The organism is Pseudomonas sp. PDM18 (genome assembly GCF_014852585.1).
GTDB lineage: Bacteria > Pseudomonadota > Gammaproteobacteria > Pseudomonadales > Pseudomonadaceae > Pseudomonas.
Genome location: NZ_JACVBX010000005.1, coordinates 292,199 through 307,718 on the forward strand (window position 1 = coordinate 292,199; position 15,520 = coordinate 307,718).

General features: G+C 66.2%; 13 protein-coding genes and 1 pseudogene. 10 read left to right on the forward strand and 4 right to left on the reverse strand.

Translation table 11 applies throughout. The annotated features are described in order from the left end of the window. Nucleotides 1-69 precede the first annotated feature (69 nt). The 5 genes and pseudogenes from xdhA to IB274_RS30130 all read left to right on the forward strand — a co-directional run bounded on the left by xdhA (nucleotide 70) and on the right by IB274_RS30130 (nucleotide 6,719). The gene (gene xdhA, locus IB274_RS13350; protein WP_192432419.1) at nucleotides 70-1,494 is read left to right on the forward strand and encodes a xanthine dehydrogenase small subunit; all 1,425 of its coding nucleotides are present in this window, start codon (nucleotides 70-72) and stop codon (nucleotides 1,492-1,494) included. Then, nucleotides 1,487-3,826, forward strand: coding sequence for a xanthine dehydrogenase molybdopterin binding subunit (xdhB, locus tag IB274_RS13355; protein ID WP_192432420.1), 2,340 nt, complete (start codon nucleotides 1,487-1,489; stop codon nucleotides 3,824-3,826). The genes xdhA and xdhB overlap by 8 nt, the downstream gene beginning before the upstream one ends. Then, nucleotides 3,823-4,683, forward strand: coding sequence for a xanthine dehydrogenase accessory protein XdhC (xdhC, locus tag IB274_RS13360; protein WP_192432421.1), 861 nt, complete (start codon nucleotides 3,823-3,825; stop codon nucleotides 4,681-4,683). The genes xdhB and xdhC overlap by 4 nt, the downstream gene beginning before the upstream one ends. A gap of 146 nt (nucleotides 4,684-4,829) precedes the next feature. Continuing rightward, nucleotides 4,830-5,852: pseudogene (locus tag IB274_RS30125) on the forward strand (cache domain-containing protein); the annotation flags it as partial. A 138-nt stretch (nucleotides 5,853-5,990) separates the two neighbouring features. Further along, nucleotides 5,991-6,719 carry a methyl-accepting chemotaxis protein gene (locus tag IB274_RS30130; protein WP_412548425.1) on the forward strand — a complete coding sequence of 243 codons (729 nt, stop codon included), beginning with the start codon at nucleotides 5,991-5,993 and terminating at the stop codon, nucleotides 6,717-6,719. Between the two features lie 475 nt (nucleotides 6,720-7,194). On the opposite strand, the gene IB274_RS13370 is transcribed toward IB274_RS30130, so the two are convergent. The 4 genes from IB274_RS13370 to IB274_RS13385 form a co-directional block, all read right to left on the reverse strand. Further along, nucleotides 7,195-7,785 (reverse strand): IMPACT family protein, encoded by a 591-nt coding sequence (locus IB274_RS13370; protein ID WP_192432423.1) that lies wholly within the window; start codon nucleotides 7,783-7,785, stop codon nucleotides 7,195-7,197. Continuing rightward, the gene (locus tag IB274_RS13375) at nucleotides 7,782-8,453 is read right to left on the reverse strand and encodes a TetR/AcrR family transcriptional regulator (RefSeq protein ID WP_192432424.1); all 672 of its coding nucleotides are present in this window, start codon (nucleotides 8,451-8,453) and stop codon (nucleotides 7,782-7,784) included. The genes IB274_RS13370 and IB274_RS13375 overlap by 4 nt, the downstream gene beginning before the upstream one ends. Before the next feature lie 158 nt (nucleotides 8,454-8,611). Further along, nucleotides 8,612-8,995 (reverse strand): hypothetical protein, encoded by a 384-nt coding sequence (locus IB274_RS13380; RefSeq protein WP_225614843.1) that lies wholly within the window; start codon nucleotides 8,993-8,995, stop codon nucleotides 8,612-8,614. A gap of 189 nt (nucleotides 8,996-9,184) precedes the next feature. After that, nucleotides 9,185-10,021, reverse strand: a complete 837-nt coding sequence (locus IB274_RS13385) for an outer membrane protein OmpK (RefSeq protein WP_192294201.1) — start codon at nucleotides 10,019-10,021, stop codon at nucleotides 9,185-9,187. 578 nt (nucleotides 10,022-10,599) lie between these two features. Here IB274_RS13385 and IB274_RS13390 point away from each other — a divergent pair. From IB274_RS13390 to IB274_RS13410, 5 genes are all read left to right on the forward strand, one after another. Next, nucleotides 10,600-11,391 carry an AraC family transcriptional regulator gene (locus IB274_RS13390; protein ID WP_192432425.1) on the forward strand — a complete coding sequence of 264 codons (792 nt, stop codon included), beginning with the start codon at nucleotides 10,600-10,602 and terminating at the stop codon, nucleotides 11,389-11,391. 350 nt (nucleotides 11,392-11,741) lie between these two features. Beyond that, on the forward strand, nucleotides 11,742-13,049 hold the full coding sequence (locus IB274_RS13395) for an MFS transporter (protein ID WP_192432426.1): 1,308 nt from the start codon (nucleotides 11,742-11,744) through the stop codon (nucleotides 13,047-13,049). A 190-nt stretch (nucleotides 13,050-13,239) separates the two neighbouring features. Further along, nucleotides 13,240-13,857, forward strand: a complete 618-nt coding sequence (locus IB274_RS13400; protein WP_192432427.1) for an ATP-binding cassette domain-containing protein — start codon at nucleotides 13,240-13,242, stop codon at nucleotides 13,855-13,857. Next, nucleotides 13,854-14,654 (forward strand): ABC transporter permease, encoded by an 801-nt coding sequence (locus tag IB274_RS13405; RefSeq protein WP_192432428.1) that lies wholly within the window; start codon nucleotides 13,854-13,856, stop codon nucleotides 14,652-14,654. Before IB274_RS13400 ends, IB274_RS13405 begins: the two co-directional genes overlap by 4 nt. Before the next feature lie 41 nt (nucleotides 14,655-14,695). Further along, the gene (locus IB274_RS13410; RefSeq protein ID WP_192432429.1) at nucleotides 14,696-15,379 is read left to right on the forward strand and encodes an SDR family oxidoreductase; all 684 of its coding nucleotides are present in this window, start codon (nucleotides 14,696-14,698) and stop codon (nucleotides 15,377-15,379) included. Nucleotides 15,380-15,520: the final 141 nt, after the last annotated feature.

Sequence of the window (15,520 nt, forward strand, 5' to 3'; positions counted from 1 at the left end):
CGGCTCTCGATGTTTACGGACAGCCTTCGCGAAGCGGCACGGCCGCACGCATGACGACGAGGACTCCCGATGATCCAGTTCCTACTCGGCGACGAAACGGTCCAGGCCGACGGCTTCGCTCCGGAAACCAGCCTGCTCGACTACCTGCGCATCCACCGCGCACGCACCGGCACCAAGGAGGGCTGCGCCTCCGGCGACTGCGGGGCCTGCACCGTGGTACTCGCGGAGCCCGAGGGCGAAGCGCTGCGCTACCGCGCGGTGAACGCCTGCATCACGCTGCTGGGTGCGGTTCACGGGCGCCAGGTGCTGACCGTGGAGCATCTTGGCGAGCCCGGCGCACTGCACCCGGTGCAGCAGGCGATGGTGGACTGCCACGGTTCGCAGTGCGGTTTCTGCACGCCGGGCATCGTCATGTCGTTGTTCGCCTGGCGCCACTCGCCGCTGCCGCACGACCGCGAGACGGCACTGACCGCGCTCTCTGGCAACCTCTGTCGTTGCACCGGCTACCGGCCGATCCTCGACGCTGCCACACAGATCGCCGGGCAGCCCTGCCACGACCGCTTCGAGCAGGACACCGCCCTGACCGTAGCCCGTCTTCAGGAGATACCCACAGCCGGCGCGCTTCACGACGGCGAGGCACAGGCTTGGCTACCTGCCTCGCTGGAGGAACTGGACGCCCTGCTGCAAAGTCATCCGCAGGCACGGCTGATCGCCGGCGGCACCGACCTGGCGCTGGAAGCCACGCAGAACCTGAAGGCCTTTCCCGCGCTGATCCACCTCGACCGGGTGAGCGAACTGCAGCGCCTGGAATTCCATTCCGAACATCTGCTGATCGGCGCAGCGCGGACCTACACCGACTGCCTCGAAGCGCTGCAGGAATTCCCCGGCGTCGCCGCCCTGCTCGAACGCTTGGGCTCGCTGCAGATTCGCCAGCGCGGCAGCCTGGGCGGCAATATCGCCAACGCCTCGCCCATTGGCGATATGCCGCCGGTGCTGCTGGCGCTGGATGCCCGGCTACGCCTGCGCAAGGCGGGAGCCGTGCGCGAAGTGGCCATCGACAGCTTTTTCACCGGCTACCGCCAGACATTGCTGCAACCCGGCGAGTACATCGAAGCGCTGCTGATTCCGCGCCTGCGCGGTAACCAGCGGTTCCGCGTCGACAAGATTTCCAAGCGCCGCGACGACGATATTTCCGCCGTCTGCCTGGCCCTGCGTCTGGACTTCGACGATGCCGGCATCGTCACTGACGCGCGCCTTGCCTGCGGCGGCATGGCGGCTACCCCCTTGCGCGGCGCAAAGACCGAAACAGCCCTGCGCGGCCGGCCTTTCGACGCCGCAGCCGTGGCCGCCGCCCAAGCCGCGATCCCGGAAGATTTCCAGCCCATCGACGACCTGCGCGCCAGCGCCGCCTATCGCCTGAAGGTGGCGCAGAACCTGTTGCAGCGCGCACTACTGGAATGGACCCCAAGCCCCGCGGAGGTGCGCCATGCGTAGCCTGCCACCGCTGGCCAGCAATGGCGTCGCGGTCGCCATCCACAGCGCGGGCAAGCCCCGCGAGCACGACAGCGCTGCGCTGCACGTGAGCGGCGCCGCGCGCTACGTGGACGACCTGAAGGAACCGCGCGACCTGCTGCACGCCGCCGTCGGCCTGACTGAAATCGCCTGCGGCGCGGTGCTCTCCCTCGACCTCGACGCCGTGCGTAGCGCTCCTGGCGTTGTGGCGGTTCTGACATTGGACGACGTGCTCGGCCACACCGACATCGGCCCGGTGTTCCCCGGCGACCCGCTGCTGGCCGGCGAGCGGGTGAAATACCACGGCCAGGCGCTGTTCGCAGTAGCCGCGCAAACCCTGCTCCAGGCGCGCCGCGCGGTGCGTCTGGCGAAAGTCGAATACGCGAAGGAAGACCCGCTGATCGACCCTCTGCAGGCCAAGGCCGAAGAACGCTTCGTGCGCCCGCCGCACCACATGCGCCGGGGCGATGCGCAAGCAGCGCTGGAGAGCGCTCCCCAGGTGCTGGAAGCCCGCCAGTTCATCGGCGGCCAGGAGCATTTCTACCTCGAAGGCCAGGCCTCGCTCGCACTGCCCGGCGACGACGGCGGCATGCTGGTGCACACCTCCAGCCAGCACCCGAGCGAAGTGCAGAAACTGGTCGCCGAAGTGCTGGCGATCCCGCTGGCCAAGGTCACGGTGGAAGTGCGGCGCATGGGCGGCGGCTTCGGCGGCAAGGAGACCCAGGCCGCGCCTTTCGCCTGCCTCGCCGCGCTGCTGGCACGCAAGACCGGCCGCGCGGTGAAGCTGCGCCTGCCCCGCGCCGACGACATGCGCCTGACCGGCAAGCGCCATCCCTTCCACAACCGCTACCGCATCGGCTTCGACGACGACGGCCGGCTGCTCGCCGCGCAGCTTGAGGTTGTGGGTGATTGCGGCCATTCGCCGGACCTCTCCGACGCCATCGTCGACCGCGCGATGTTCCATGCCGACAACGCTTACTTCATCCCCGACGTCACTATCTCCGGCTACCGCAGCTTCACCAACATCGTCTCGCACACCGCCTTTCGCGGCTTCGGCGGGCCGCAGGGAATGATGATCATCGAGCGCGCGATAGACGACATCGCCCGCGCGGTCGGCAAGGACCCGCTCGAAGTGCGCAAGCTCAATCTCTACGGGGGAATGGGCCGGGAGTTGACGCCCTACCACCAGAAGGTCGAGCACAACCTGCTGGGTGAACTGATCGTGCGGCTGGAACAGAGCAGCGACTACGCCGCGCGCCGCTTGGCGATCCATGAATTCAATGCGCGGAGCCCGGTGTTGAAGAAAGGCCTGGCGCTGACGCCGGTGAAGTTCGGCATCTCCTTCACCGCGCAGCACCTCAACCAGGCGGGCGCGCTGGTCCACCTCTACACCGACGGCAGCATCCAGCTGAACCACGGCGGCACCGAGATGGGCCAGGGCCTGAACACCAAGGTCGCGCAGATCGTCGCCGAGGAATTCCAGCTGCCGCTGGAGCGCGTAGTAATCACCGCCACGCGCACCGACAAGGTACCCAACACCTCGCCCACCGCCGCCTCCAGCGGCACCGACCTGAACGGCATGGCCGCCCGCGATGCCGCCCGCACGCTGAAGAAGCGCCTGATCGACTTCCTCGCCGAACGCGACGGGGTGAAGCTGCAGGAGATACGCTTCGAGCACGGCGGCGTCACCGTCGGCGCGCAGTTCCTGAGCTTTACCGAAGTCATCCAGGCGGCCTACTTCGCGCGCATCCAGCTCTCCGCCACCGGTTTCTACCGCACGCCAAAGATCTTCTACGACCGCGAGAAGAGCCAGGGCCACCCGTTCTTCTACTTCGCCTATGGCGCGGCGGTGTCCGAGGTGGAAGTGGACACGCTGACCGGCGAATACCGTGTGCGGCGGGTGGACATCCTCCACGACGTCGGCCGCAGCGTGAACCCAGCCATCGACATCGGCCAGATCGAGGGTGGCTTCGTCCAGGGCATGGGCTGGCTGACCACTGAGGAGCTGCGTTGGGACGACACCGGCAAGCTGCTCACCGTGGGGCCGGCGACCTACAAGATCCCGGCGGTGAGCGACGTACCGGAAGACTTCCGCGTGACACTGTTCGAGCGGCCCAACGAGGAAGACAGCGTGTACCTGTCCAAGGCCGTGGGCGAGCCGCCGTTCATGCTGGCGATCTCGGTGTGGTCGGCGCTGCGCGACGCCATCGCCAGCCTCGCGGATTATCGCCTGAGCCCCGACCTCGATACGCCGGCGACGCCGGAGCGGGTACTCTGGGCCTGTGAGGCGATGCGCCAGGAGAACCCAGCATGACCCGCCACTGGATGGAAGCCATCGCCCGCCTGCGCGACAGCGCCGAGCCCTACGTGCTGATCACTGTGATCGGCGTGCAGGGCTCCACGCCCCGCGAGTCCGGCAGCAAGATGCTGGTCACCGCCGGGGAAACCTTCGACACCATCGGCGGCGGCCATCTGGAATTCGCCGCCATCGAGCACGCGCGCCAGCTGCTGCTGGCCGGCAAGAACAGCCAGGCACTGGAACACTTCCCCCTCGGCGCACGACTGGGCCAATGCTGCGGCGGGCGCGCCAGCCTGCTGTTCGAATGCTTCGCCGCGCGCGGGCCGCAGGTCGTGCTGTTCGGTGCCGGCCATGTGGGCCGCGCCCTCGCACCGCTGCTGGCGGGGCTGCCACTGCGCCTGGAATGGGTGGACAGTCGGGCGGCAGAGTTTCCCCAGGCCCTTCCCGAGGGCGTACGCATGCGCCTGCTGGAAGAGCCGGAAGACGCCGTACACGAGGCACCGCCGGGCAGCTACTTCCTGGTCATGACCCACAATCACCCGTTGGATTACGCCATCGCCGAGGCGGTGCTCAAGCGCGGCGACGCCGGCTTCCTCGGCATGATCGGCTCGCGCACCAAGGCCCGGCGCTTCCAGATGCGGCTGGAACAGCATGGTTATCCACAGGAGGTGATCGGTCAGATGCATTGTCCCATCGGTCTCTCCGAAGTCCCCGGCAAGCGCCCGCTGGAAGTGGCCATCTCGGTAGCCGCCCAGGTCATCGCCCGCTATCACCAGGACGCTCCTGCCCGGAAGATGCGCGAAGGCGTGGAATGGGCAGCGCTTTGTAGTCCGGGCGCGCGCAGCGACGAATCAGAAGACGCAAAAACCTGACCAGTGGGACAACAGTTTTCCCCGCTGCCGCCGATACACTCAACGACCCCGTCTCTTCGCCCGCCACTGGCGGGCGTTTCGTTGTGCGTTCGGAGGACAACAAGAAAATGCGCCTGCGAAGTATCCAGACCCAGCTCATCCTCAGCATGGGCGCCGCCCTGCTCATCAGCCTTCTCATCGTTCTCGGTCTCTACGCCGTGCTGGTCAACCGCCTCAGTGAGCGCTACCTGCTCGACCAGGCGCTTCCGGCAAGCATCCGGGCGATCGCCAACGACTTCGAAAAACGCCTAACCGGCCCCATCACCGCAGCAGCTGGCATCGCCGACAACACCCTGGTGCAGGACTGGCTGGCCGCGGGCGAAAGCCCGGAGAAACTGGCCGAATTCACTCGCTACCTGGGCGGCATCCGCGCGTCGCAGAAGGCCTTCTCGGCGCTGATCACCTCCAACGCCAGCGGCGCCTACTACAGCGACAAGGGCATGGAGCGCACGCTGAGCCGCAGCGAGCCGAAGGACAGTTGGTACTTCCAGTTCATCGACAGCGGCAAACCACGCATGTGGAACATCGACACCGACGGCAGCACCGGCGAACTGGCGCTGTTCATCGACCAGCGCGTGGAGCGTGACGGCAAGCTGCTGGGCATCGCCGGGCTGGGCCTGGAGATGCGCGAACTGTCGACGCTGATCCGTGACTTCCGCTTCGGCCAGTCCGGGCGCGTGTACCTGGTGAAGAACGACGGCCAGGTGCAGATCCATCCCGACGTCTCGCTGCCCAAGGGACGCAGCCTCGGCGACCTGATCGGCGCCAGCGCCGCTGGCGCGCTGCTCGGCCAGCAGGGCTTCCACAGCGCCCGCTTCGAGCGCGACGGCGAGGACTACCTGGCCGCCAGCCTGCCGCTGCATGACCTGGGCTGGACCCTGGTGAGCGAAGTACCGGAAGCGGAAATCTACGCCGACGCCCGCGAGGCGCTGGCCTTCTCCGGCCTCGCCGGAGCCCTGGTCGCCCTGCTCTGCCTGGCGCTGGTGGTGCTGATGGCGCGCAGCCTGGCCCGGCCGATCCGCCAGGTCACCCGCGCGTTGCTGGAAATCGGCGGAGGCGGCGGTGATCTCACCCGCCGACTGGACGACAGCCGCGCGGACGAACTGGGCGACCTGGCCCGTGGCTTTAACCGCTTCCTCGAAGGCCAGCGCGCGCTGATCAGCGCCGTACTCGGCACCAGCCAGCAACTGCTGCGCACTGTCAGCGAAGTGGCGCAGGTGGTGGACAACACCGCCGACCGCGCCGGCCGCCAGCAGGAGATGACCGACATGGTCGCCACGGCGGTGAACGAAATGGGCAGCACGGTGCAGGAAATCGCCCGCAACGCCGAGCAGGCCGCCAGCGCCTCGCAGCAGGCGCGTGAGGAAGCCGGCGAAGCACGGCGCGTGGTCGGCGGCTCGCTGCAAGTCGGCCAGCGCATGTCCGGGGAGATCGGCGAAGCGGCTAGCGCCGTGGGCGAGCTGGCGGGGCAGGTGGCGAGCATCGACCAGGTGCTGGCGGTGATCCGTGGCGTGTCCGAGCAGACCAACCTGCTCGCCCTCAACGCCGCCATCGAGGCGGCGCGCGCGGGGGAACTGGGCCGTGGCTTCGCCGTGGTGGCCGATGAGGTCCGCACGCTGGCGAGCCGCACACAGGGCTCAACCGACGAAATCCTCACCATCATCCAGCGCCTGAAGGGCGGCGCGGAGGCCGCGGTGCGCTCGATGCAGTCCAGCCAGCAGACCACCGGGCAGAGCCTGGCCGCCAGCGAACAGGCCGGTGCCTCTCTGGGCGCCATCGCCGACCAGGTGGAGCGCATCAGCGACATCAACCACCAGGTTGCCACGGCCACCGAGGAACAGTCGGCGGTGACCGAGGAGATCAACCGCAACGTGCAGGGCATCGCCGACCTCGCCCACGCCACTACCCGCGAAGTGCAGCACGGCCGAGAACAGTGCCGCGAGCTGCGCAACCTGGCCGATGACCTGGCACGGCAGATGGCGCAGTTCCGCCTTTGAACGGCGGCTCTGGCGCCGGCCTCGTGCCGGCGCCTTTTCCCCAGAGTTACCCACAGATTTTCCAAGCGAAGCGGCGGGCTTTTCGCTATGCCTGGCGGGTGATGACGACCGATCAGCGCACGAGGTGTCTCGCCAGCGAGACACCTTGCCCACAAGTTGCCCACAGATTGTCCAGAGAGTTGCCCCCACCCCTCCGGACGCCGCCCGCGAATCCGTCAACAAGCCCGAGCCCAGGCCCTGCAAGCCCTGCATCAATCCAATGAATAATTCACCGAGTGGTCAGAAGTGGCGTCTGACGACATTCAGGGGGAGTTTCACCCACACCTTTTCCACAGCTTGTTCATATTTTGCTCAACAGGCCTGACAGCAATTGATCAAAAAATAAGCGAAGCGCTGAAGACTGCGAAGTACGTGGGCAGCAGAGGTCCTGCCACAGGTTATCCACAGGCGGTTCCACGGTGTTTGGGGAGAAGAATCAGGCGTCCAGCAACTGCGCCCGCACGCGACCACGGCTGAGGTCGCCCAGCAGCTTCTGTAGCGGCTCGACCTGGGTGGTCGGCAGGTTCAGCGTCATGCGCACGCCTTGCGCGCCAAAGGCTTCGTCTTCGACGCTGGCGCCGAGCGCCAGCACTCGCACCTTGAACAGCGCGTGCTCGGCGAAGCTGCAGTCGAATGCCAGGCGGCGGCTGGGCACCAGTTCGATGCGTTCGGCGTCCTGCAGGCACTTCGCCGCGCAGCCGCCATAGGCGCGGGCCAGGCCGCCGGTGCCGAGCTTGATGCCACCGAACCAGCGACTGACCACAACCACCACGCGGTCCATGTCCTGCCCCTCGATGGCGACCAGCATAGGCCGGCCGGCGGTGCCGCCGGGCTCGCCGTCGTCGCTGAAGCGGTACTGGTTGCCCAGCTTCCAGGCCCAGCAGTTGTGCCCGGCGCTGGGGTCCCGGTGGGCGGCGAGGAAGGCCTGGGCCTCGGCCTCGCTGGCAATGGGTGCGGCGACGCAGTGGAAGCGGCTCTTGCGGATGTCTTCGTGGTAAACCGCGGGGCCGGCGAGGGTGAAACTCATGCCGAGGCTGGCGGCGGCGTCAGCCCGCAACCCTTGAGGATGATGCGGATCAGGTTGTCGCTGGCATCGCTGAAGTCCTGCCTGGACATTCGCTTGCGGCCGGTGACGAAGCCGATCTGGGTGGCGAAGTCGGCGTAGTGCTGGGTGCTGCTCCAGATCAGGAAGATCAGGTTCACCGGGTCCACCGCGTCCATCTTGCCGGCGTCGATCCAGGCCTGAAACACCGCGGCGCGGCCGGCGAACCAGGCGCGGTAATCCTGGCTGAAGTGCTCGGACAGGCATTCGCCGCCACTGATAATCTCCATGGCGAACACCCGGGAGGCCCGCGGGTAACGGCGGGAGAATTCCATCTTGGCGCGAATGTAGGTGGCCAGCGCAACGGCCGGATCATCGTCCACGGTCAGGTGGTTGAAGGTGCTGTCCCACAGCTCGAGGATGTTGCTCAGCACCGCCACATACAGCCCCAGCTTGTTGCTGAAGTAGTAATGCAGGTTGGCCTTGGGCAGGCCGACGCGCTGGGCGATGGTGTTCATGCTGGTGCCCTTGAAGCCGTGGCGGGCGAACTCCTCCTCGGCGGCGGCGAGGATGGCTTCCTCGTTCTTCTGGCGAATGCGGCCGGCGGGCTTTTCGCCGTGGGGCGCGGTATGGGCGGGTACCTGGAGGGTCATGCGGGATGTCCGTGCATTGAGCGGGGGCGCTGCATGGATAACCCAGGCGGGTAGCGGGATTCAAGCGCGATGCGTGAAAAATGGCAGGAACCGGCTCCCTCACGGAGGCCGGTTCCTGCCATCGGCGGTAACGTCCCGGCGCCGGCCGGGCGTCAACGTCAGCGAGTGGTGCCGGTGGTGCCGGAAGTGCTGTGGTGACCACCACCGCCATGGTTGCCAACGGCCGCGCCAACGGCAACCACCGCAGCACCGATACCCACGGCTGCGCCGACGGTGAGCGAACCCACCAGCGGCGTGGCCAGGCCCAACGATGCGCCAGCGGCCGGAACGGCAGCGGCAGCAGCGCCACCACCCACAGCGGCAGCATCGGTATTGGTGCCCGTTTCAGCCACGGCGGGCTTGAGAATCGGGCGCATCTCGGTGCTCTGGTAGAAGCCCTGCTTGTGCCGGTAGCTCTCCAGCGGCTGGATCGCGCCGGGCTCCGCCGCCAGCACCGGGGTGCAAATACTCGCGACGACGGCCGCGATCAACAGTTTCTTCATGGCTCACATCTCCTTGGTGAAGCTAAAGAGATGCAACGCTAGTGCCTCGCTCCCGCGAGACCAATTGGCCGGGGACCGGGTCAAGTGTCAGCCATTTCTGAAAGTCTTGCGGGAAAAACAGAGGGAAGCGAATCAGGCGAAGACCGCGGGAAAGAACAACCCCGCCAGGCGGCGGGGTCGTCGGGAACATCAGAAGTGGTACTTGACCAGCGCGCTGACGGTGTTCTGGTCGGTGGTGAAGTACTGCGAATCCTTGATGCCGTACTTGTCGGACCAGTAGTCGTACTCGATACCCACATACAGGTGCTTGGCTTCGTAGCCCAGGGACTTGCCCAGGTCGTACTTCAGCTGCGGGTTGAAGTGCAGGTTGGCGTGGTAGTCCGACTGGTTGCGGTGGCTGGAGCTGGCGTCCTTGTTGTTGACGACCCAGTCCATGAAGCCATCGAACAGAATGTCGGAATTACCCACCGGGAAAGTCATGGCCCAGGCCGGAGTGATCTGCCAGGCGCCGGACGGCACGCGGTTGCCGTCGGGCTTGCGGTAGTAGAAGTTCAGCTGGAAGTAATCGAAGCCCGGCAGCGCCAGGTCGAAGCCCGGACCGACCAGGTAGGACTCGACGTCGCCTTCGCCGAATTCGTAGGTGGTCGCCAGCAGCACGTCCTTGACCGGGCCGAAGGACAGATCGGTGCCGGTGATCTTGCCGAACGACAGGCGCGGGCTGAACTCACCGTAGTAGGTGTTCTTGCCGTTGGTGGCGCTTTCCTTGCCGTTGTAGTTGATCTGGTCGACGAAGAACCAGATGTCGCCCCAGGTCCAGGCGCTCGCGCTCTCGAAGGTGAAGGTCTGCTGGATCGGCGGGTCTACCTTGAAGTTCTTGCCCCACAGGTAGGTCAGGCTTTCGTTGTGCCAGATCAGCGGGCCGTCGTTGGAAGCCGGCGCCGGTGTCAGGTCTTCACCGCCAGCCATGGCCTGCCCGGCCGCGAGCAGCCCGCCGGCGAGCAGCAGGGATGCGAGAGTGCGAGTCATGCGTTGCTCCTAATCAGTGCAGTCGTGTTGCGTTTTTTAATTGTCGGTGGAACCTGTCCGGTCGGTCAGGCCTGGCGAGGAAAAGCAAGATTGGCGCCAATCCTGACCAGATGTTCCACTTTTATGACGAACCCCTTCAGGTCCGCTCCTTTGGCAGGGAAGACGCAGGTGCACGGGACGGGCCATTTCCTGACTCACAGGACAACTTCGCCTGATTGGAGGGCATCGGCCCCAACAGGAGGCACCGCAATGGCGATCGCCGACCAGAAGATTGGATACATGACCTCTTTGTGTTGAAACGAATCAACGCAGATTCTGTATACAACTATCTTGTGGGAAATCTACACAACAGCCGTCGGAACACACCACGCGTTTTTCCGGGCGCGGATGATGCCAGACAAGGGCCTTCACCACACCTGCCAAAGTGCCTCGGACCGCCCGGCGGTCGGTCTGTCGGATGCCTGCTTCATGGCTCGAACGCCGCCGTTCGGGTCGGCAACAGCTCTGATCCGGCTTGAGGCAGACGGAGCAGCCTGCCAGACTCTGATTCTCCAGCGATACTTTCCAAAGTTATAGCGATGAAAGTACAAGCTCCCGAACTGCAACGCCTTATCCCGGTGCTCGATCGCCTGCCGCGACCGGTCTATGCGCGCGCCGAGCGGTTGCGCGCGGGTTCGTGGACCAGCAAGCACCATCACGCCTGGGTGCAGCTGTCCTACGCCATCACCGGGGTGCTGGGTGTACACACGGCCGAAGGCAGCTTCTTCGCACCACCGCAGCGGGCGATCTGGATTCCAGCCTTCCTCGACCATGAAGTGGTGACCTCGACTCAGGCGGAAATGCGCAGCCTGTACATCCGCGACGACGCCTGCCGATGGGCGCCCGACCGCTGCCGGGTGCTGGAGGTGACGCCGCTGGCGCGCGAGCTGATCAAGAGCTTCTGCGAGATGCCGGTGGATTATCCACAGGGCGACAGCGCCGAATCACGGCTGGTGGAAGTGCTGCTGGACCAACTGCGCGATCTGCCGGAGGTCGCCTTCTCCCTGCCGATGCCGCAGGAGGGCCGGCTGCTGCAGTTGTGCCAGACACTGATCGACCACCCTACCGACAGCCATACCCTGGGCGACTGGGCGCAGCGCATCGGCACCTCGGAGAAGACCTTGTCGCGGCTGTTCCAGCGCGAGACCGGCATGACCTTCCGCCTGTGGCGCCAGCGCCAGCGCCTGCTCGCCTCCCTCGGTTCACTCGAGGCCGGCGACAGCGTGACGGCGGCGGCGCTGGATTGCGGGTATGACTCGACCTCGGCATACATCGCGTCGTTCAAGGGGTTGTTCGGGTTTACGCCGGGAGATCTCTTCCGCCAGCGGTAGACCGTGCGGGCACAAGCCACGCCGAGGCGCCTTTTGTAGGAGCGAGCTTGCTCGCGAACCGCCCAACGCCGGTGCAACCGGGAAATTCGTTCGCGAGCAAGAGCTAGGCGCCCCCCTCGTTCCTACAGGCAGCCCAGCAATCGGCGGATTTCCGCTCAACACCCACCACAATCGGCGCCGCTTCGCCTGCCGGCGTCTCTCTCAAAATGGCTAAAACCCTTCTGCCACGTGGCTTTCGAGCCTTGGCACGTTGCCTGCTATCGCCTCGACACTGCGCCGCCCTCGCGGCGCGCCGGCGTGCTGTTCCGCAGTCCGTACGCCTGACGACAACAACGACAAGAGGAATACCCATGGATAGCGCAAGCGCCGTCTCCGCTTCTGCCGCACCCCGCACGACTTCCCAGCGCATCAAGTCGATTTTCAGTGGTTCGGTCGGCAACCTGGTCGAGTGGTACGACTGGTACGTCTACGCCGCCTTCTCGCTGTACTTCGCCAAGGCGTTCTTTCCCCAGGGCGACATGACCGCCCAGTTGCTGAACACCGCCGCAATCTTCGCCGTGGGCTTCCTGATGCGCCCGATCGGCGGCTGGCTGATGGGTATCTATGCCGACCGCAAGGGCCGCAAGGCGGCGCTGCTGGCCTCGGTCCTGCTGATGTGCTTCGGCTCACTGATCATCGCCCTGACCCCCAGCTATGAAGCCATCGGCGTCGGCGCCCCCATCCTGCTGGTGCTCGCGCGCCTGCTGCAGGGCCTGTCGGTCGGCGGCGAATACGGCACTTCCGCTACCTACCTGAGTGAGATGGCCAACAAGGAGCAACGCGGCTTCTTCTCCAGCTTCCAGTACGTGACCCTGATCTCCGGCCAGCTCATCGCCCTGGCGGTGCTGATCGTGCTGCAGCAGACCCTGACCACCGAGCAGCTGGAAAGCTGGGGCTGGCGTGTGCCGTTCTTCATTGGCGCGCTGTGCGCGGTCGTCGCCATGTTCCTGCGTCGCGGCATGGAAGAGACCGAGTCCTTCACCACCAAGAAGGAAGAGCCCAAGGAAAGCCTGATGCGCTCGCTGATGCGCCATCCCAAGGAAGTCCTGACCGTGGTCGGCCTGACCATGGGCGGCACACTGGCCTTCTACACCTACACCACCTACATGCAGAAGTACCTGGTGAACACGGTGGGGATGAGCAAGAACGACTCCACCATGATTTCAGCGGCCACGCTGTTCCTGTTCATGCTGCTGCAACCCCTGGTCGGCGCGCTGTCGGACAAGATCGGCCGTCGCCCGATCCTGATCGCCTTCGGCGTGCTGGGCACGATCTTCACCTACCCGATCCTCAGCACCCTGCACACCATCGATACCTGGTGGGGCGCGTTCTTCCTGATCATGGCCGCGCTGATCATCGTCAGCGGCTACACCTCGATCAACGCCGTGGTGAAGGCCGAGCTGTTCCCCACCGAGATCCGCGCCCTGGGCGTAGGCCTGCCGTACGCGCTGACCGTGTCCATCTTCGGCGGCACCGCCGAGTACGTGGCGCTGTGGTTCAAGAGCATCGGCATGGAGAGCGGCTTCTACTGGTACGTCACCGCGTGCATCGCCTGCTCGCTGCTGGTGTACGTGACCATGAAGGACACCCAGAAGCACTCGAAGATCACCACCGACTGATTGGGCTGCTTGCCCAGGCCCCGCCGCACACTCTGCGGGGCTTTTTATCCACAAGGCCCGGCAGATGCCGGGCCTTGTCGCTTCAGGCGATAGACGGTTCGCCACCAGGCAGAGAAGTGTCGGCGTATAACCGCGAACGGTTGTGCGCCTACGTTATGCTCGCCATCATCTTCTGCGTTGAAACCTGTCCATGAAGCAGATTCCTCAAGGCCCGCTACAGGCCCGCGAGCTGCGCGGCGCTCACAGCGGCCCCTTCGATCTCGACCTGCCTCCCGGCTGCTGCACAGTGCTCAGCGGGCCCTCGGGCATCGGCAAGAGCCTTCTGCTGCGCATGCTCGCCGACCTCGACCCGAACCAGGGCCGCGTCAGCCTTGCCGGGATCAGCCGCGAAAGCGTGCCAGCCTCCAGCTGGCGGCGCCTGGTGACCTACCTGGCAGCCGAGTCCGGCTGGTGGGAGGACGACGTCGCCGCGCACTTCACCGACCTCGATGCCGCGCGCCCGTTGCTGCCACAGGTGAACCTCGACCCGGCGCTTCTGCACGCCCAGGTCCTGCAACTCTCCACCGGCGAACGCCAGCGCCTGGCATTGCTCCGGGCAGTCGTACAGAACCCTCGCTTTCTGCTCCTGGACGAACCGACGGCGGCGCTCGATCCAGCCAGCCGCGACGGCGTCGAACAACTGCTCAAGCGCCTGCAGGCGCAAGGCACGGGTCTTTTGCTGGTGAGCCACGATCCCGAACAGGCTCGGCGCCTGGCGGATGCGCGGCTACAGCTGGACAGCCAGGGCCTACGCGAGGTCGCCCAATGACGCCGATCCAGCTGAGTCTTCCTGAACTGGCCGTCGCCGCCCTGCTGATCGTCGTCGCCGCCGCGCTTTCCTGGGCGCTGCGCCTGGGCCTGCAACGCACGCTGCTGGTCTCTGCCGTGCGCCTGGTGGTGCAGCTTGTGCTGGTGGGATTGTTCCTGCGCCAGGTGTTCGCCCTGTCCTCGCCCTGGCTGACCGCCCTGGTCGTGGCGGGCATGCTCACCGCTGCCACCTTCGAGGTCGGCTCGCGGCAGCGGCGGCGCCTCGCCGGCTTCTGGCATCTGGGCATCGGCGGCGGCACGGTGGGCGTCGCCACCCTAGGTATCGCCCTGTTCGCCCTGGCCAGCAGCCTGCGTCCGCAACCCTGGTACGACGCACGCCATGCCATCCCGCTGGTGGGCATCATCCTCGGCACCGCGATGAACGCCGCGAGCCTGGCGCTCAACCAGGTCTTTGCCAGCGTCACCCGCGAGCGCGCCGCCATCGAAGCGCGCCTGGCGCTGGGCGCCGACCGTTACACGGCGCTGGGCGGTGTGCTGCGCCACGCGCTGTACACCGGGATGATCCCGACGCTGAACCAGATGGCCGCCGCCGGGATCATCACCCTGCCGGGGATCATGACCGGCCAGATACTTGCCGGCATGGACCCGCTGGACGCCGCGCGCTACCAGATTCTGCTGATGTTCCTGCTCGCAGGCGCCGGCTTCGCCACGGCCCTCGGTGCGGTCTGGCTGTCAGCCTGGCGGCTCACCGACGAGCGTGATCGCTTGCGCCTGGACCGCCTGCGCGCGGAGAACTGAGCGCGTATGCTGAGGACTTTTCAACGGCACCGGAGAACGCCATGAGCACTGCCAAATCCGCCCTGATCATCGGCGCCTCGCGCGGCCTCGGCCTGGGCCTGGTGCGTGAAATGCTGGCGCGCGGCTGGGACGTCACCGCCACCGTGCGCGACGCTGCCAACGCCGGTGAGCTGGCCGCTCTGCCGGTGCGCGTCGAGTCCCTGCTGCTCGACGATGCGCAGTCCCAGGACCGCCTCGCCGAAGCCTTGGCCGGCGCCAGCTTCGACCTCGTCTTCATCAACGCCGGCATCTACGGCCCGCCGCACCAGTCGACCATCGACGCCAGCCTCGGCGATGTCGGCCAGTTGTTCATGATCAACGCCGTCGCCCCCCTGCGCCTGGCTGAGCGCCTGCTTCCGCGCCTGAATGCCGACAACGGCGTACTGGCCTTCATGACTTCCGAGCTGGGCAGCGTCGCCGGCAACCAATCCGGCGGCATGGCGCTGTATCGCGCGAGTAAGGCGGCGCTCAATTCGCTGACCCGCAGCTTCGTCGCCGGACTGGACGGAACCGGCATCACCGTGCTCAACCTCCATCCGGGCTGGGTGCGCACCGACATGGGCGGCGAGTCCGCGCCGCTGGACGTGCAGACCAGCGCGCAAGGCCTCGCCGATCAGGTCGAAGGCCACGCCGGTCGCGGCGGGCAGTTCTACCTGGACTACCAGGGAACGACGATCGTCTGGTGACGGCTCGCGCCGTGGGCGTTACCATGCGCCCACGTCTGACTCTCGGGTCAGCGGACCTGGATCAGCAGACAGGGTGAACACTGAGCTGGCTTCCCATGACCCCATGGAGCCGGCTCGCTACGAACGGCTCCGTCCGTTTGG